The organism is Rhodanobacter ginsengisoli (assembly GCF_042657065.1).
GTDB lineage: Bacteria > Pseudomonadota > Gammaproteobacteria > Xanthomonadales > Rhodanobacteraceae > Rhodanobacter > Rhodanobacter ginsengisoli.
Genome location: NZ_JBHSNF010000001.1, coordinates 1,528,650 through 1,547,029, shown reverse-complemented (window position 1 = coordinate 1,547,029; position 18,380 = coordinate 1,528,650). Strand labels below are relative to the sequence as shown.

Sequence of the window (18,380 nt, the reverse complement as noted above, 5' to 3'; positions counted from 1 at the left end):
TCTCCTTACTTGCGCTTGCGCGGGCTGGGGCGTGACTTGGATGCCGGGCCTGGCTTGGTCTTGCTGGCCGCCGTCTTGCGCGCCACGCCGGTCGCAACCTTTCCTGCGGCGGACTTCTTCGCTGGCGCACGCGATGGTTTTGCGGGAGCCGCTTTCTTCGCTCCGGGTGTCTTGCGCACCGCCCTGGTCGCAACCTTCCCGGCGGCGGACTTCTTCACCGGCGAACGCGACGGCCTGGCGGAAGCGGTCTTCTTCACTGCCGACGTCGCCGCCGGGCCGGCGGCCAGCTGGCGTTTCAATGCGGCCAGTTCACGTCGCATCGCCACGACCTCGTCGGCATGACTTTCGGACGATGCGGCCCGGCCGGCGCGAAATTCCCGACGCAACGCCTGCAGTCGCTCACCCAGACTGGATACTTCAGCGCGGGTCGGCACCCCCAGTTGCTGGCAGATCTGCTCGGTCTGCTGCTGCTGCAACTGGCGTACGCGCATCTGCCTGTTGACCATGTCGCCATAGACCTCGCGGAACTCGTCGGACAAGGCAATTTCGGCGTAGGCCTCCTCCGCCGCATCCACCCACAGGTCGTATAGCGCCTTCAGCGAATCGATCTGGCGACCGGGTTCGGCATGCTGGGCCAGCTTGTCCTGCAGTCGCTCCATGCCTTGCGCGTTGGCGCGCTGGATCAACGCCTGATAACGCCCCGAGGCCTGCAACGATTCCATCACGGCCGCGGCCATTTCCTGCTGTTGCATCTGCTGTTCGCGATTGAGCCCGAAGGCCGGGGTGGGTCCCTGCGATGCTCCGGGCATCTCGCCGAAACCACCGTGCTGCGCCGCCTGCATCCAGGACTGCCACTGCCGCGCGAAGCCTTCCGCACCGGCGCTGTCGATGCCGCCGAATGCCTGGGCAAACGGCTGGCTGGCGCCACCGAACATCTGCTGCAGTTGCTGGCGCCAGTCACCGGACTGGCCGGGCATCCCGCCAGCCGCGGCGGCCTGCATCCAGTCGAAATATCCTTTCAGGCCGGACAGAGTGCGCTCCAGCGTGTCGTTGCCGGCGGCCGGCGCCGGCGGCGGCGCGAAAAATGGATTGGCCATCGATGGCGGCGGCTGTTGCTGCTGCAACTGGCGCGTCCAGGCATCCCACGACTGTTGCGCCAGGGCCTGATAGTCCCTGATGAAATCATTTGCCGGGTCGGCCATCGCTGCATCCTCGTCCTGGGTTCCCTGCATCCTAGCAAAACCCTGTTGCACAAAATCGCCGGGCCGGAATGCACAAGGCCCGGCATGTGCCGGGCCTTGTGGAATCACAATGACCTGAAGATCAGGCAGTGGCGCCGTTGGCGCGCTCTTCCTCGGTCACGGCCTTCATCGACAGGCGAATACGGCCCTGCTTGTCGACCTCGAGCACCTTGACCTTGACGATGTCGCCTTCCTTGAGCTTGTCGGAAACCTTCTCGACCCGCTCGTCGGAGATCTGCGACACGTGCACCAGACCATCCTTGCCCGGCATGATCGTCACGAACGCGCCGAAATCCATCAGCTTGGCGACCTTGCCCTCGTAGATGCGCCCCGGCTCGACGTCGGAAACGATCTGCTCGATGCGCTTGCGGGCCGCTTCGCCTGCCTCGCGATTGACCGAGCCGACGATGATCGTGCCGTCGTCGCTGATGTCGATCGTGGTGCCGGTCTCCTCGGTGATCGAACGGATGGTCGCGCCACCCTTGCCGATCACTTCGCGGATCTTGTCCGGGTGAATCTTGATGGTGATCAGGCGCGGCGCGTACTCGCTCATTTCCGTGCGGGCGGTGGTCAGCGCCTTGGCCATCTCGCCGAGGATATGCAGACGACCACGCTTGGCCTGCTCCAGCGCCACCTTCATGATCTCCTCGGTGATGCCGTCGATCTTGATGTCCATCTGCAGCGCGGAGATGCCATCGGCACTGCCGGCCACCTTGAAATCCATGTCGCCGAGGTGATCCTCGTCGCCCAGGATGTCGGACAGCACCACGAAGTCGCCGCCTTCCTTGACCAGGCCCATCGCGATACCGGCCACCGGCGCCTTCAGCGGCACGCCGGCATCCATCATCGCCAGCGAGGAACCGCACACCGAGGCCATCGACGAGGAACCGTTGGATTCAGTGATTTCAGAAACCACGCGCACCACGTACGGGAATTCCTCGATCGTCGGCTTGACGGCCTGCACACCGCGCTTGGCGAGACGGCCATGGCCGATCTCGCGACGCTTCGGCGCGCCGAAGCGACCTGCCTCGCCCACCGAGAACGGAGGAAAGTTGTAATGGAACAGGAACGGATCCTTCGACTCGCCGCCCGGCGCGTCGATGATCTGCGCGTCACGCGTGGTGCCCAGCGTGATGACGACCAGCGCCTGCGTCTCACCGCGGGTGAACAGCGCCGAGCCATGGGTGCGCGGAAGCACACCGACTCGTGCGGTGATCGCGCGCACGTCGTCCAGCTGGCGACCGTCGATACGCACCTTGGTCTTCAGCACGCTGTCGCGCATGGTGTGATATTCGAGCTCGCCGAATTCCTTCGACATCTCGGCGGACGACCAGGCGTTCGCTTCGGCCTGCGCCTTCAGCTCAGCCAGCACGTCGGCCTTGATCGCGGAAATCGCATCGCGGCGCTGCAGCTTGTCGCGCACCTGGAAGGCTTCTTCCAGCTTGTTGCCGACGGCGCCCTTGATCGCGGCCACCAGCGACTCGTTGCGCGCCGGTGCCTGCCAGTCCCACGACGGCCGGGCGGCTTCGGCAGCCAGCTCGGCGATCGCGCGGATCGCGGTCTGCATCTGCTGGTGGCCGAACATCACCGCGCCGAGCATCACGTCCTCGGACAGCAGCTTCGCTTCGGATTCCACCATCAGCACGGCGCCGGCGGTACCGGCGACGACCAGATCCAGCTCCGAGGTCTTCAGCTCGGTGGCCGACGGGTTCAGCAGGTACTGGCCATTGGCATAACCGACGCGCGCCGCGCCGATCGGGCCCTTGAACGGGATACCGGCCAGGCTCAAGGCAGCGGAGGCACCGAGCAGCGCCACGATGTCGCCGTCCACTTCGGGATTCAGCGAAACGACCTGGGCGATCACCTGCACTTCGTTCTTGAAGTCTTCCGGGAACAGCGGACGCACCGGGCGATCGATCAGGCGCGAGGTCAGCGTCTCCTTCTCGGTCGGACGGCCTTCACGCTTGAAGAACCCGCCCGGGATGCGGCCGGCGGAGTAGAACTTTTCCACGTAGTCGACGGTGAGCGGGAAGAAATCCTGACCTTCCTTCTGCTTGGTTGCGGCCACCGCGGTGACCAGCACCACGGTACCGCCCATGCTGGCCATGACCGCACCGGACGCCTGGCGGGCAATTTCGCCCGTCTCCAGTGTGACTTCGTGACTACCGTACTGGAATGACTTGGTTACTTTTGCCACTGGGTTGTTCTCCTCGTCCGGTGAATTAACGGCGCAGGCCGAGGCGTTCGATCAGGGTCTGATAGCGCGCGAGGTCGCGATCCTTCAGATAGCTGAGCAGGCGCTTGCGCTGGTTGACCAGCTTCAGCAGACCGCGACGGGAATGATGATCCTGCTTGTGGTCCTTGAAATGGCCGGTGAGATGGTCGATGCGGGCGGACAGCAGGGCCACCTGGACTTCGGTTGAACCGGTATCGTTCGGCACGCGGCCGAAATCAGCAATGATCTTGCCGGTTTGTTCTGCGGTAAGAGACATGGGTATACGTTTCCTTGGAAAGGCGATGCGAAGCTTGCGCTTGCATCATCGCGATGACGCAAGCGCAAGCTTCGCCTAGATGAATGAAAGCGTTGAAATAACTTGCCTATTCTACTGATGGGAGCGGTGTTACAACAAGTGCGCAGCGGTCGATCGGTGCAAATTCGTCAGTCTGGCGGCAGGTTGAAGCCACGCAGGATGCGGGCGCGCCGCTCGCCATCCAGTTCGAGCAGGGCCAGCAACGCGCCATCGCTGGCAAAAGCCACGCAACGCCCCAGCGGAGATGACGCCGCCAGCTGGATCTGCTGCCCGCGGGAAATGGCCATGCTCTGCGCTTCATCCAGGTGTACGACGGGCAGGTCCGACAGGCCGGCCGCGACCGGCAGCAGCCACGCCAGCAAGGCCTCGTCGCCCTGCTCCGCCGCCTGCTGGAGCTGCTCCAGCGTCACCATGCGCGGTTCGCGGAACGGCTCGACCCAGAGCCGGCGCAAGGCGGTCAGGTGTGCGCCACAGCCCAGATCCTCACCCAGATCCACGGCCAGCGAACGCACGTAGGTGCCTGAGCCGCATTCCACCAGCAACTGCAGCGTGTCGCCGTCACGGGAGAGCAGATCGAGCCGGTGCACATCCACCTCGCGCGGCGGCACCTCGACGGTTTCGCCACGACGGGCCTTCACATACAGCCGCTCGCCGTCCTGTTTCAGTGCCGAGTACATCGGGGGAACCTGCAGGATGCGTCCGCGCAGCCGGGCCAGCGCGGTTTCGACGGTGGCCTCGTCAAGTTCCGGCACCGGCCGCTGCTGCAGGATGTCGCCTTCACTGTCGGCGGTGTCGGTGGTGATACCGAGCCGGCACTCGGCCAGATACGCCTTGCGCGCACCGAGCAGGCTGCCGGCCAGCTTGGTCGCCTCGCCGAAACACAGCGGCAACAGGCCGGTAGCCAGCGGATCCAGCGCACCGGTATGGCCACCCTTGGACGCGCGCAGCAATCGACGCACGGCCTGCAATGCCTGGTTGGAACTCAGTCCCAGTGGCTTGTCGAGCAGCACGATGCCGTGCAGGTCGCGATACTGGATACGCGGCGGGCGATTCATCGGCTTGGCAATACCCAATGCTCCGGTTCAGTCCTGCTTGTCGTCACCAGGCGGAGCGAGGTCGCGCGCCTGCTCACGCAGCAGCGACTCGATGCGCTCGCCCTTGTCGACCGAATCGTCGTACTTGAACTTCAATTCGGGCACCCGGCGCATGCGCATGCCACTGTGTGCCAGGGAATGGCGGATCTCGTGGCTGATCTGGTTCAACGCCTTCACCGTGGGCACGCCCTGCTCGGGCATCAGTGCGGTCACCCACACCGTGGCCCAGTCCAGGTCGCGGGTGATTTCCACATCCGACACACTGACCGACGGCAGACCATGGTCGCGCACGGCCGCATGCACCAGCATGCCGAGCTCGCGGCGCAGTTCCGCACCGATACGGTCGGTGCGCTTGAAATCACGTGATGGCATGAAGGTAAACCTGAGTTGATCGTGGAGAGAAGCGAGAAACGAGAGCGCACGTACACGCCTTCACTCATTTCTCACTTCCCCACACTCATTTCTGCTTTAGAGCGTACGTGCCACTTCGGTGCGTTCGAAGCACTCGATCTGGTCGCCCGGCTTGACGTCGTTGTACTGCTTGACGGCGATACCGCATTCCATGCCGTTGCGCACTTCGTCGACCAGCTCCTTGAACCGGCGCAGCGACTCCAGCTCGCCCTCGAACACCACCACGTTGTCGCGCAGCACGCGAATCGGCTTGCTGCGCTTGACGTGGCCTTCGGTGACCATGCAACCGGCCACGGCGCCGAACTTGGAACTGCGGAACACTTCGCGAACCTCGGCCAGGCCGATGACGTCCTCGCGCACTTCCATGCCGAGCAGGCCGGTGGCCGCCTGGGTCACCTGGTCGATCACGTCATAGATGATCGAGAAGTAGCGCACGTCCAGGCCGGCGGTCTCGATCACCTTGCGTGCCGATGCGTCGGCACGCACGTTGAAGCCGATGATCAGCGCCTTCGAGGCCGCGGCAAGCGTCGCATCGGATTCGTTGATGCCGCCCACGCCCGAGGAAACCACATTGACCCGGACCCGCTCGTTGCCGATCTGGGTCAGCGATTCACGCAGCGCCTCGACCGAACCCTGCACGTCGCCCTTGACCAGGATGTTGAGCGTCTGCTGCTCCACGCCCTGCCCCATCTTGGCAATGATGTCCTCGAGCCGGTTGCTCTTGCTGACCATGCGCGTCTCGCGACGCTTGAGCTCACGCTCCTGCGCCACTTCGCGAGCCAGCCGCTCGTCCTCGACACAGACGAAGTCGTCACCGGTTTCCGGCACGCCGGACAGGCCGAGCACCTGCACCGGAATCGACGGACCGGCTTCCTGCACCTGCTTGCCGGTTTCGTCGATCAGAGCGCGCATGCGGCCGTATTCGATACCGCAGACCACGAAATCGCCCTTGCGCAACGTACCCTGCTGCACCAGCACGGTGGCCACCGGTCCGCGACCACGGTCGAGGCTGGATTCGATCACCACGCCGGAGGCACGGCCATCGGCAACCGCCTTCAATTCCATCACCTCGGCCTGGATCGAGATCGCATCGAGCAGAGCCTCGACGCCTTCACCGGTCTTGGCCGATACCGGCACGAACTGGACGTCGCCGCCCCAGTCTTCCGGCACCACTTCGTGCGCGACCAGACCCTGCTTGACGTTGTCCGGATTGGCGCCTTCCTTGTCCATCTTGTTGACCGCGACGATCAGCGGCACCTTGGCGGCGCGCGCATGCTTCACCGCCTCGATCGTCTGCGGTTTCACGCCGTCATCGGCGGCCACCACCAGGATCACGATGTCGGTCGACTGCGCGCCACGGGCACGCATCGAGGTGAACGCGGCATGGCCGGGAGTGTCCAGGAACGTGATGACGCCCTTGGAAGTCTCCACGTGATACGCACCGATGTGCTGGGTAATACCGCCCGCCTCGCCCGAAGCGACCTTGGTGCGACGGATGTAGTCGAGCAGCGAGGTCTTGCCGTGGTCGACATGCCCCATGATCGTCACCACCGGTGGACGCGTGGTCTTCTCGCCCTCCAGCTCGACGTTCTGGGTATGCGCCGCCAGCGTCTCCTCGGCATTGTTCTGGTTGTCGGCAACCGGCGTATGGCCAAGCTCCTCGACCACCAGCACCGCGGTATCGTGATCGATGGTCTGGTTGATGGTCGCCATGACGCCCATCTTGAACAGCGCCTTGACCACCTCCGAACCCTTGACCGCCATCTTCTGGGCCAGCTCGGCCACGACATTGGCTTCCGTCACCACCACTTCGCGCACGACCGGCGCGGTGGGGCGTGAGAACCCGTGCGGCCCGCTCGGCGCATTGCTGTGTCCGCGCGACAGCATCTCGCGGCCGCTGCTGCGACCCGGCTTGCCGCGCTTGTTGCTGGAAGAGCGGCGCGCGCGGTCGGCTTCGCTCAGGTGCATCTGGCCACCGACAAAGCGCTTGCCCGCACTGTCCCGACCTTCCTTGCCACCAGCACCCGCGCTGTCATTGCGCTCGCGGGCATGCTTGGGCTTGCCACGGGCATCAGCCGCCGCCGCAGGCGCCGCAGCGCTGGCGGGGGTGGCAGCGGCACGGGGAGCGGCAGGCGTCGCCACGGCAGGCGCGGGCGGGGGTGCCGGCGCAGGCACCGGCTTGACCAGCTTTTCGCGTTTGCGCGGCTCATGGATACGCGGCAGGATCATGCCGAGATCGCGCTGATCCATACGCTGCACGGTCCCGGCGGCGTCATCGGCGACCTCCGCGGGAGCGGCCTCGGCGGCCGGCTCCGGCATCGCCGCGGCTTCGACCGGAGCGGCGACCGGCGCCGCACTGGCGGCCTCGGCCTTGCGCTGCTTCTCTTCGTGCTTCTGCTGCTCGTCCAGAACGCGCTGCTGAGCTTCCTGCTCCCGACGCTGCTCGGATTCGACACGCTCGCGCTCTTCCTGTTCGCGCTGCTGCTGCGATTCCTGCAGCTTGCGCACGGCATCCTCGCGCTCGGGCTCGACGCTGGCTTCCTCGGCAATCACGCTGCGCTTGACGTAGGTGCGCTTGGCCCGCACCTCGACATTGACTGTCTTGGCGCTGCCCGCGGCACCGCGGCCACCCGGGGTGGCCACTTTCAGCTCGCCGACCGTTCGCCGCTTGAGGGTGATCTGGCGTGGCGCGCTGTCATCGACCTCCGCAGCGACTTCGCTCTTGCCGTGCGTGCGACGCAGGAAGCCAAGCAGCTTCACCTTTTCGGTGCTGCTGATGACCTGCTCCTGGTCGGAGAATTTCATGCCCGCCTCGCCAAGCTGGGTCAGCAGCTTGTCGACCGGCAAACCCAGTACCTGGGCTAGTTGTTTGATCGTGACGTCCGACATCGTGTTCTTTGCTCCGCCGTTCCCGCGCTTATCATCTGTGCGGCATTATCTGCGCCGCCGCCTCCATCCTTGGTGAAGAGCCTATCGAAGCCCTTCTCGGCACACCCATCCAGGGTGCCGCCGCCCGCGGTTAGCCGCCTTTCTCCAGCCGCGCGATCATCGGCGCACGTGCGGCCATGATCAGCGCTGCTGCGCGCTCCTCGTCCATGCCCTCGATATCGATCAGGTCGTCCACCGCCAGATCGGCCAGATCGTCCACCGTACTCACTTCACGTGCAGCCAGGGTATAAGCCGTCGCCTCATCCATGCCCTCCAGCGCCAGCAGCTCGGCGGACGGTTGATGCTCCTCGACCCCTTCCTCCACCGCCAGTGCCTCGGTCAGCAGGGCATCGCGGGCACGCGCACGCAGCTCCTCGACGATGTCTTCGTCGAACCCTTCCACCGCCAGCAACTCGGCGCTGGGCACATAGGCGATTTCCTCGACGCTGGAAAAACCTTCCTGCACGAGGATAACGGCAATCTCCTGGTCCACCTCGAGCTTGTCCATGAACAGCTGGCGCGCGGCCTCCTGCTCGGACTCGCTCTTGGCGGTAACCTGGTCCTGGGTCATCACGTTGAGCTGCCAGCCGGTCAGTTTGCTGGCCAGCCGCACGTTCTGGCCACCGCGACCGATCGCCTGGGACAGCTTGTCCTCGGCCACCGCGATGTCCATCGAGTGCTTCTCCTCGTCCATGATGATGGACTGCACTTCAGCCGGCGCCATCGCATTGATGACGAACTGCGCCTGGTTCTCGTGCCACAGGATGATGTCCACCCGCTCGCCGTTGAGGTCGTTGGAGACTGCCTGGACGCGCGAGCCGCGCATGCCGATGCAGGCACCGATCGGATCGGTACGGCTGTCGTGGGCCAGCACGGCGATCTTGGCGCGATCACCGGGATCACGGGCGCAACCCTTGATCTCGACCAGGCCCTGGCCGACTTCCGGCACTTCCAGCTTGAACAGCTCGATCATGAATTCCGGCGCAGCGCGCGACACGAACAGCTGCGGACCGCGCACTTCGGACTTCACTTCGTAGAGATAGCCACGCACGCGGTCGCCGACGCGGGCCGATTCGCGCGGAATCGTCTTGTCGCGCGGAATGAAGGCCTCGGCGTTGCTGCCCAGGTCGAGGTAGATGTTGCCGCGCTCGACCCGCTTGACGATACCGGTCACCAGTTCGCCGACCCGATCCGCGAAGGCGTCCACCACCTGCTGGCGCTCGGCTTCGCGCACGCGTTGCACGATCACCTGCTTGGCGGCCTGTGCCGCTATGCGACCGAATTCGGCGTTCTCGACCTGCTGCTCGATGTACTCGCCCACCTGCGCGTCGGCGCGCTCGTCCAGCGCATCCATCAGACGCAACTGGTAGGACGGCGATTCCATCTCGCCATCGTCGGCAATGATTTCCCAGCGACGAAACGTCTGGTATTCACCGGTGTCCTGGTCGATCGAGACACGGATATCGGGCTCCTCGTCCGGATAGCGCTTCTTCGCGGCCGAGGCCAACGCGGCCTCCATCGCTTCGAAAATCACTTCCAGCGGCACGCCTTTTTCATTGGCAACCGCGTCGACGACCAGCAAAAGTTCTTTGCTCATTGCAGCAACTCCATAGGCGCCTGACGGCGTCCAATCGATCTTGATGAATTATCTTGCACTTATTACTTCGGAGCCTTCGGGACCACTGGCTTGCCACCGCGCTTGGGCTGCGGCGCATAACCCAGTGCCACCCAATCCGGCACCACACGCGCACTTTCCACCAGCGCGTGATCGAATTCGAATGTCTTGCCTTCCGCTTCCAGCACGATCCGCTCGCCTTCCACCGAAACCAGCTTGCCGCGCAGGCGACGACGCCCTTCCAGCGGCGCCTTCAGCAGCAATTTCACTTCCTGCCCGCTGACCTTCGCAAACTGCGCGGCGGTAAACAGCGGTCGATCGATGCCCGGCGAGGAGACTTCCAGCACGTAGTGGCCCGGAACCGGATCTTCCACATCAAGCAGCGCGGACAGCTCGCGGCTGGCGGTCTCGCAATCCTCGATACCGATTTCGCGGCGCTCACCATCCGCCGCCTTGTCCGGGTCGCCCTTGTCGAGCAAATCCAGGTAAACCCGCAGGGTACTCTGCCCGTGCGACGGGGTGAACTCCACGCCAAGGCATTCCAGGCCCAGATCGGCCAGTACCTCGGTGAAGCGTTGTGCCAGTGCCTGTGTATCCATGAACTCACCTGATCCAGATCGCGGAAACAAAAAATGGGCTCCAACGGCCCATTTCCTTATCTCGCCGATGTTCCTGCTCATGCAGCTCCTTCCGGTGCCCGCGGCTGCCATGCAGCCCGGCACGACGCATCCTTGCGCCCAACAAAAAAGCCTCACGAGGAGGCTTTCTTGTATCAAGAAAGATCTGGTAGCGGGGGCAGGATTCGAACCTGCGACCTTCGGGTTATGAGCCCGACGAGCTGCCAGACTGCTCCACCCCGCATCAGAGTCCGAAGAGTTTAACGGGGTGGCCGGTTTCTTGCAAGCCTCAACTTCAACCAATCGGCATGCAACGAACAATCGACCGCTTCATCATCGTCTCGCCGCCCACCCGCGACACTGTCACAGGCCGAATGCGCGCCGGCACCAGCCCAGCAAGGGCCCCCAGTACAGACCAAGTGCCAGCAATGACAGGGCGTTGAGTGACAGTGCCACGCGCAGCGGCTTGTCCTGCTGCACGGTCAACGCACTGCCCTCGGCCGGCTTGTCGAAGTACATCACCTTGATCACGTGCAGGTAGTAATACAGGCCGATGATCGCGAACACGATGCCGACGATCGCCAGCCACATCATGCCGGCATGGATCGCCGCCTCCAGTACCAGTGCCTTGGCCCAGAAGCCGAACAGCGGCGGCACGCCGGCCAGCGAGAACATCGCCAGCAGCATCAGGAATGCCATCCACGGCGACTTCTGGTTCAAGCCCTTCAGGTCGGCGATTTCCTCGCACTCGAAACCCGTGCGGGACAAGGCCAGGATCACGCCGAACGCGGCCACGCTCATCAGCGCGTAGCAGATCGCGTAGAACATCGCGGCGGCATAGCCTTCCGGGCCGGCAGCCGAGAGTCCCAGCAGCAGATAACCCATGTGCGAGATGGTCGAATACGCCAGCATCCGCTTGAGGTTGGTCTGCACGATCGCGACCAGGTTGCCGATCGCCAGCGAGATGACGGCGAGTACCGCCAGCATCAACTGCCAGTGCTGCGAAAGATCGCCCATGCCGCCATCGAGCAGGCGGTAAGCCATGCCGAAGGCGGCCAGCTTGGAACCGGAGGCAATGAACGTGGTGACTGGCGTCGGCGCGCCCTGGTAGACGTCGGGAATCCACATGTGGAATGGCGCGGCGCCCAGCTTGAAGCCGATGCCGGCGACCATGAAGATCAACCCGAACAGCAGCAGGGTCGGAGCCTTCGTGTAGGTCATCACGTGATGCAGCTGCGCCAGATCCAGGCTCGGCGTGCCGCCCATGCCGGAGGCGCCGTAAACCATCGACATGCCGTACAGCAGCATGCCCGAGGCCAGCGCACCCAGCACGAAGTACTTGATCGCCGCTTCGGACGGCAACCTTGCATCGCGATTCAGCGCCACCAGCGCATACGAGGACAGCGAGAGCAGCTCCAGCCCCAGATAGACGGTGACCAGGTTGCCGGCCGAGACCAGCAGCATGATGCCGATCACCGCGAAGATCATCAGCGTGTAGAACTCGCCGCCGAGCAGCTTGCGATCGATCAGGTACGGCCGCGCATACACCATCACCAACGCGGTGGTGCCCAGCGCGAAGACCTTCAGGATGTCGGAGACGTCGTCGCGCACGAACATGCCGCCGAACGCGCTCACCGCCTGATCCGGCTGACCGACGATCACCAGGTAGATCGCCACCAGCAGCACGACGATGGAGATCCAGTGCAGCAGTGGCCGCTGCGCAGGCTTCATGAAGGCGTCCAGCAGCAACAGCAGGCACGCCGCCGCGATCAGATAGAACTCCGGCAACAGGATCAGGATGTCATTCAAGTTCGGCATGTTCGATCCTGCTTAAATCTTGTGAATGGCGAGCTGTTGCACCAGCTGCGACACCGAACTGTCCATCAGATGGACCAGTGGTTGCGGCCAGATGCCCAGCGCCAGCACCGCAACGGCGAAGGCGGCCAGCACGAAGGTCTCGCGACCGTTGATTTCCTTCATCTCGGCCACGTGCGGGTTGGTGATGTCGCCCCACAGCACCCGCTTCACCAGCCACAGCGTATAGGCCGCTCCGATGATCAGGGTGAAGGCGGCGAACAGCGCGATCCACGGATTGGCGCTGAAGCTGGCCAGGATCACCATGAACTCGCCCACGAAACCGCTGGTGCCCGGCAGGCCGCAATTGGCCATCGCGAACAGCACGTAGAAGAAGCCGAACCAGGGCATCACGTTGATGACGCCGCCGTAATCCTTGATCGAGCGGGTATGCATGCGGTCGTACAGCACGCCGATGCAGGTGAACATCGCACCCGAGATGAAGCCATGCGAGATCATCTGCACCATCGCGCCCTGCATGCCCAGCAGGGCCATCCCGGTGCTGCCCTGCTCGCGCACCAGCCAGAACGCGATGAAGATGCCCAGCGTGACGAAACCCATGTGGGCCACCGAGGAATACGCCACCAGCTTCTTCATGTCCTCCTGCACCAGCGCGACGTAGCCGATGTAGACGATCGCGACCAGGCTCAGCACGATCACCAGCCAGGCGTAGTGCGCACCTGCATCCGGCACCATTGGCAGGATGAAGCGCAGCATTCCGTAGGTACCCACCTTCAGCATCACCGCGGCAAGCACCACCGAACCGCCGGTCGGCGCCTCGACATGCGCATCCGGCAACCAGGTGTGCACCGGCACCATCGGTACCTTGATCGCGAACGCGATCAGGAACGCGAAGAAGATCCAGGTCTGCTCCTTCATGGTCAGCGGCAGCGCCGCCAGCGTGGCCATGTCGAACGTGCCTGCCTTCTGGTACAGGTACAGCAGCGCGATCAGCATGAAGACCGAGCCGAAGAACGTGTAAATGAAGAACTTCAGCGTGGCGTAGACGCGCCGCGGCCCACCCCAGATACCGATCAGGATGAACATCGGGATCAGGATCGCCTCGAACAGCGCGTAGAACAGCAGCGCATCGGTGGCACAGAACACGCCGATCAGCAGGCCTTCCAGCATCAGCATCGCGGCCATGTACTGGTGCGGCTTGTCCTGGATGACCTCCCACGCGCCGGCGATCACCAGGATGCCGACGAAGCTGGTCATCAGGATCAGTGCCACCGAGATGCCATCGACCGCGAGGCTGTAGTGGACGCCCCACGAGGCGATCCACATGTAGCTTTCGGTGAGCTGCATGCCGCCTGCATCGGCGTTGTACTGCAGCAGCAGGAACAGGCTGACCACGAAGGTCAGCACCGCCACCAGCATGGACAGCCAGCGTGCCAGGTGGGGTCGAGCCGTGCCGGCAAGCAACACCGGGATGGCACCGACGACGGGAAGCCAGATCAGCAGGCTGAGCAAGTGATTGAACATCGATCGTGATTCCCTTATTGCCCGACCAGCCCGTGACCCATGAAACCGGAGTCCACCAGCCAGTAACCACCCAGCAGCAGGATCAGGCCGAGGATCATGGCGAAGGCGTAGTGATAGAGATAACCGGACTGCAGCCGGCGCATCGTCGCTGCGATGCGGTGCACCAGACCGACCGAACCGTTGACCATCACGTCATCGATCGCCGCCGTGTCGCCCGCCTTCCAGAACAGCCGGCCGAGCCGCGTGGAGCCACGGGCGAACACCACGAAGTACAGCGCGTCGAACCAATACTTGTGATTGAGCACGTTGTAGAACGGCTTCAATGCGTTCTTGATCCGGTCGGCCATCGCCGGATTGAACAGGTAGACGTAGGTGGTGATGGCGAATGCGGCGAGCACCAGCAGGAACGGCAGCTGGGTGAACCCGTGCAGCGCCATGGCCAGTGAACCGTGGAACTCCTGGCCGAGCTCGCCCAGCATGTTGTTCGCCTCGTCGACGTGGATCGCGCTGCCGAACCAGCCACCGAACAGCACCGGCCCGACGGTGAAGAAACCAACCAGCAGCGACGGAATCGCCAGCAGGATCAGCGGCAGCGTGACCACCCAAGGAGACTCCTTCGGCACCTCGTGCATCACGCCCGGCTCGTGGTGGCCATGGTCGTCGCGATGCTCGACATGCGCGCCATGCCCGTGAGCGGCCACGACCGTGAAGCGCTCCTTGCCATGGAAGGTCAGGTACATCTGGCGGAACGTATACAGTCCGGTCACCAGTGCACCGGCCATCACGCAGAAATAGGCGTAATGCGCGCCCCAGCGATGCGACAGGCCGACCGCTTCGATGATCGCGTCCTTCGAATAGAAGCCGGAGGTGAACGGCACCGCCACCAGCGCCAGCGAGCCGATCCACATGGTGATCCAGGTGATCGGCATGTACTTGCGCAGGCCGCCCATGTAGCGCATGTCCTGCTCGTGATGCATCGCGATGATCACCGAGCCGGCGCCGAGGAACAGCAGCGCCTTGAAGAACGCATGGGTCATCAGGTGGAACACCGCACCGCTGTACATCGACACGCCCAGCGCCACCGTCATGTAGCCCAGCTGCGACAGCGTCGAATAGGCGATCACCCGCTTGATGTCGTTCTGCACGATACCGATCAGACCGGTGAACAGCGCCGTGGTGGCACCGATCACCAGCACGAAGCTCAGTGCGGTCGAGGACAACTCGAACAGCGGCGACATCCGCGCCACCATGAAGATGCCGGCGGTAACCATCGTTGCCGCATGGATCAGCGCCGAGATCGGAGTCGGGCCCTCCATCGAATCGGGCAACCACACATGCAACGGCACCTGCGCCGACTTGCCCATCGCGCCGATGAACAGGCAGATGCAGATCACCGTGGCCGCATCCCAATGGGTGCCGGCGGTGATCTGCAGGGTCTTGCCGAGCAGACCCGGCGCCGCACCGAACGCGGTGGCGTAATCCAGCGTATGCAGGAAATAAAGCACCGCGGCGATGCCGAGCAGGAAGCCGAAATCGCCCACGCGGTTGACCAGGAACGCCTTGAGGTTGGCGAAGATCGCGGTCGGCCGCTTGTACCAGAAGCCGATCAGCAGGTACGACACCAGGCCCACCGCTTCCCAGCCGAAGAACAGCTGCACGAAGTTGTTGCTCATCACCAGCATGAACATCGAGAAGGTGAACAGCGAGATGTAGCTGAAGAAGCGCGTGTAGCCGTCGTCGTCGGCCATGTAGCCGATGGTATAGACGTGCACCAGCAGCGACACCAGGCTCACCACCACCAGCATCATCGCCGTCAGGCGGTCGACCAGAAAGCCCACGCTGGCGTTCAGCTGGCCGATCTGGAACCAGGTGTAGATGTTCTGGTTGTAGACCTCGGCACCACCGAAGCTCAGCTGGTACAGCACGTAGAACGACAGCGCGCAGGAGATCGCCACGCCCAGGATGGTGACGCTGTGCGAGCCGGCCCGGCCGATGAATTTGCCCAGGAAGCCGGCCAGCAGGCAACCGACCAGCGGCGCCAGGGCGATCGTCAGCAGGATGGAGGTCGAAAGACTCATGTGATCAGCCCTTCATGCTGTCGATGTCGGCGATATTGATCGTGCTGCGATTGCGGAACAGCAGCACCAGGATCGCCAGGCCGATGGCGGCTTCCGCCGCGGCCACGGTGAGGATGAAGAACACGAACACCTGCCCCGAGACGTCGCCGAGAAAACGCGAGAACGCCACGAAATTCATGTTCACGGCGAGCAGCATCAATTCGATCGACATCAACAGCACGATCACGTTCTTGCGATTGATGAACAGGCCGGCGACGGCGATGCAGAACAGCACCGCGCCAAGCACGATGTAATGCGCGAGGGAGATCATGGGCGCGGCTCCTTTGGGGCGTTGTCGTCGGCAGCAGGCGACGCGTCGTGGCGCACGGCCGCCATCTTCACGATGCGGACGCGGTCACGCGGATTGACCTTGACCTGCTGGCTGGCCGACTCGTAGCGCGCGTCGCCACGCTCGCGCAGGGTCAGCGCCACCGCGGCGATCACGCCCACGGTGAGGATCAGCGCGGCGATCTCGAACGGCAGCAGGAAACGGGTATACAACGCGAGGCCAAGCCAGGTGGTGTTGGAGACACCGGCGACCGCGGCCGGGTCGGCACCCATGAGCTGGGCATGCATCGCGCGCACGCCGATCAGGCCGAGCATCTCCGCCAGCATCACCAGCGCCACGATCAGGCCGACGGGAAGGAACTTCACGAAGCCCTCGCGTATTTTCTCCTGGTCGATGTCGAGCATCATCACCACGAACAGGAACAGCACCATCACCGCGCCGACGTAGACCACGATCAGCGCCAGCGCGAGGAACTCGGCGTCGAGCAATATCCACAGGCAGGCCGAACTGAAGAAGGTGAGCACCAGCGCCAGCACCGCGTGCACGGTGTTCTTCAGCGTGATCACCGACAGCGCGGCGGCCACGGTGACGAAGCCGAAGGCGTAGAAACAGATGAGTTGAAGCAGTTGGGGATTCATCGTGGGCCTCAGCGATACGCCGCATCTTGCGCGCGGTCAGCGGCGATCTGCTGCTCGAAGCGATCGCCGATGGCAAGCAGTTGCTGCTTGTTCACCACGTTCTCGCCACGGTGCTCGAAATGGTATTCATGGATCGACGTCTCGACGATCGAATCCACCGGGCAGCTCTCCTCGCAGAAACCGCAGAAGATGCACTTGAACAGATCGATGTCGTAACGCGTGGTGCGGCGCTGGCCATCCGATTCGCGCGGCGCCGAATCGATGGTGATCGCCAGGGCCGGGCATACCGCCTCGCACAGCTTGCACGCAATGCAGCGCTCCTCGCCGTTCGCGTAGCGGCGCAACGCGTGCAGGCCGCGGAAACGGTTCGACTTGGGGATATGCTCCATCGGGTAGCGCACGGTGTACTTCGGCTTGAACATGTAGCGCATGGTCAGTCCCATGCCCTGGAACAGCTCGATCAGCAGCAGACTCTTGAAATAGCGGGTTACCGAATTCATTGCTTATACCCCTGCGCCGATGCTGACCCAGCCGAAATACTTCATGCAGCCGGCAACCATCACCCAGGCGATCGCGATCGGAATGAGCACCTTCCAGCCCAGCCGCATGATCTGGTCATAGCGGTAACGCGGGAAGGTGGCGCGGAACCACAGGAACAGGAAGCTCATCACGAACGCCTTGATGAACAGCCAGATGAAGCCGCCGGTCCAGATCCAGTTGATCCAGCCCGGCGCATCGGCGTGGATCCAGCCCTGCAGCGGGCTCAACCAGCCGCCAAGGAACAGGATCGAGGCCAGGAAGCTGACCAGGATCATGTTGGCGTATTCGGCCAGGAAGAAGATCGCGAACGCGGAACCGGAATACTCCACGTGGAAACCGGCCACGATCTCCGACTCGCCCTCGGCCACGTCGAACGGCGCGCGATTGGTCTCGGCCACGCCGGAGATGAAATAGATCACGAACACCGGCAGCAGCGGCAGCCAGAACCAGTCGAACAGGCCCTTGCCGCCGGCCTGCGCGTTGACGATGTCGCTGAGGTTGAGGCTGCCGGCCAGCACCAGCACGCAGACCAGGCACAGGCCCATCGCCAGTTCGTAGGAGATCACCTGCGCGGCCGAGCGCATCGCGCCGAGCAGCGCGTAGCGCGAGTTGGAAGCCCAGCCGGCGATGATGATGCCGTACACGCCCAGCGAGGTCATCGCCAGCAGGTAGAGCACGCCCGCGTTGGCATTGGACAGCACCATCCTGCTGCTGAACGGGATCACCGCCCACGCCGCCAGCGCCGGAATCAGCGCCAGCAACGGCGCCGTGAAGTACAGGAAGCGGTTCGCCTTGGTCGGCAGGATCACTTCCTTGATCAGCAGCTTCACCACGTCGGCAAAAGCCTGCAGCACGCCGAACGGACCGATCTTGTTCGGCCCCATGCGCACGTGCATCCAGCCGATGACCTTGCGCTCCCAGTACACGAACATCGCCACCGCGATGATCAGCGGCAGCACGATCGCAAAGATGTACAGGATCGGCAAGCCGAGCTGATGGATGAGTTGATCAAGCATCTGC

Annotated in this window: 15 protein-coding genes and 1 tRNA gene; all 16 read right to left on the bottom strand. The window is 63.7% G+C overall.

The window, feature by feature from the left end; all coding sequences use genetic code 11:
* Window positions 1–5: 5 nt before the first annotated feature.
* On the bottom strand, window positions 6–1,232 hold the full coding sequence (locus ACFPPA_RS07085) for a poly(R)-hydroxyalkanoic acid synthase subunit PhaE (RefSeq protein ID WP_377318642.1): 1,227 nt from the start codon (window positions 1,230–1,232) through the stop codon (window positions 6–8).
* A gap of 91 nt (window positions 1,233–1,323) precedes the next feature.
* Complete coding sequence (pnp, locus tag ACFPPA_RS07080; RefSeq protein WP_377318640.1) at window positions 1,324–3,438, bottom strand: polyribonucleotide nucleotidyltransferase; 2,115 nt, start codon at window positions 3,436–3,438, stop codon at window positions 1,324–1,326.
* A 25-nt stretch (window positions 3,439–3,463) separates the two neighbouring features.
* On the bottom strand, window positions 3,464–3,733 hold the full coding sequence (rpsO, locus tag ACFPPA_RS07075) for a 30S ribosomal protein S15 (protein WP_008435593.1): 270 nt from the start codon (window positions 3,731–3,733) through the stop codon (window positions 3,464–3,466).
* A 167-nt stretch (window positions 3,734–3,900) separates the two neighbouring features.
* Complete coding sequence (gene truB, locus ACFPPA_RS07070) at window positions 3,901–4,827, bottom strand: tRNA pseudouridine(55) synthase TruB (RefSeq protein ID WP_377318638.1); 927 nt, start codon at window positions 4,825–4,827, stop codon at window positions 3,901–3,903.
* Window positions 4,828–4,854: 27 nt separating this feature from the next.
* Window positions 4,855–5,238, bottom strand: coding sequence for a 30S ribosome-binding factor RbfA (gene rbfA / locus ACFPPA_RS07065; RefSeq protein ID WP_377318636.1), 384 nt, complete (start codon window positions 5,236–5,238; stop codon window positions 4,855–4,857).
* Between the two features lie 96 nt (window positions 5,239–5,334).
* A complete protein-coding gene (gene infB / locus ACFPPA_RS07060; RefSeq protein WP_377318634.1) occupies window positions 5,335–8,166 on the bottom strand; it encodes a translation initiation factor IF-2 in 2,832 nt (943 codons plus the stop codon).
* 130 nt (window positions 8,167–8,296) lie between these two features.
* Window positions 8,297–9,802: a transcription termination factor NusA gene (gene nusA / locus ACFPPA_RS07055; protein WP_377318632.1), complete on the bottom strand. Its 1,506-nt coding sequence runs from the start codon at window positions 9,800–9,802 to the stop codon at window positions 8,297–8,299.
* A 62-nt stretch (window positions 9,803–9,864) separates the two neighbouring features.
* The gene (locus ACFPPA_RS07050) at window positions 9,865–10,419 is read right to left on the bottom strand and encodes a ribosome maturation factor RimP (RefSeq protein WP_377318630.1); all 555 of its coding nucleotides are present in this window, start codon (window positions 10,417–10,419) and stop codon (window positions 9,865–9,867) included.
* Window positions 10,420–10,604: 185 nt separating this feature from the next.
* Window positions 10,605–10,681: transfer RNA gene (locus ACFPPA_RS07045), tRNA-Met, on the bottom strand.
* A 119-nt stretch (window positions 10,682–10,800) separates the two neighbouring features.
* Window positions 10,801–12,255, bottom strand: a complete 1,455-nt coding sequence (gene nuoN / locus ACFPPA_RS07040) for an NADH-quinone oxidoreductase subunit NuoN (RefSeq protein ID WP_377318628.1) — start codon at window positions 12,253–12,255, stop codon at window positions 10,801–10,803.
* Window positions 12,256–12,267: 12 nt separating this feature from the next.
* Entirely contained in the window at window positions 12,268–13,776 is a 1,509-nt protein-coding gene (locus ACFPPA_RS07035; RefSeq protein ID WP_377318626.1) for an NADH-quinone oxidoreductase subunit M, read from the bottom strand.
* A 14-nt stretch (window positions 13,777–13,790) separates the two neighbouring features.
* Complete coding sequence (nuoL, locus tag ACFPPA_RS07030) at window positions 13,791–15,854, bottom strand: NADH-quinone oxidoreductase subunit L (RefSeq protein WP_377318624.1); 2,064 nt, start codon at window positions 15,852–15,854, stop codon at window positions 13,791–13,793.
* Between the two features lie 4 nt (window positions 15,855–15,858).
* Window positions 15,859–16,164, bottom strand: coding sequence for an NADH-quinone oxidoreductase subunit NuoK (gene nuoK, locus ACFPPA_RS07025; protein ID WP_007081808.1), 306 nt, complete (start codon window positions 16,162–16,164; stop codon window positions 15,859–15,861).
* Window positions 16,161–16,820 (bottom strand): NADH-quinone oxidoreductase subunit J, encoded by a 660-nt coding sequence (locus tag ACFPPA_RS07020; RefSeq protein ID WP_377318622.1) that lies wholly within the window; start codon window positions 16,818–16,820, stop codon window positions 16,161–16,163. Before ACFPPA_RS07020 ends, nuoK begins: the two co-directional genes overlap by 4 nt.
* Window positions 16,821–16,828: 8 nt before the next feature.
* Window positions 16,829–17,320 carry an NADH-quinone oxidoreductase subunit NuoI gene (gene nuoI / locus ACFPPA_RS07015; protein ID WP_377318620.1) on the bottom strand — a complete coding sequence of 164 codons (492 nt, stop codon included), beginning with the start codon at window positions 17,318–17,320 and terminating at the stop codon, window positions 16,829–16,831.
* A 3-nt stretch (window positions 17,321–17,323) separates the two neighbouring features.
* On the bottom strand, window positions 17,324–18,376 hold the full coding sequence (gene nuoH / locus ACFPPA_RS07010; RefSeq protein ID WP_377318618.1) for an NADH-quinone oxidoreductase subunit NuoH: 1,053 nt from the start codon (window positions 18,374–18,376) through the stop codon (window positions 17,324–17,326).
* Between the last annotated feature and the right edge of the window lie 4 nt (window positions 18,377–18,380).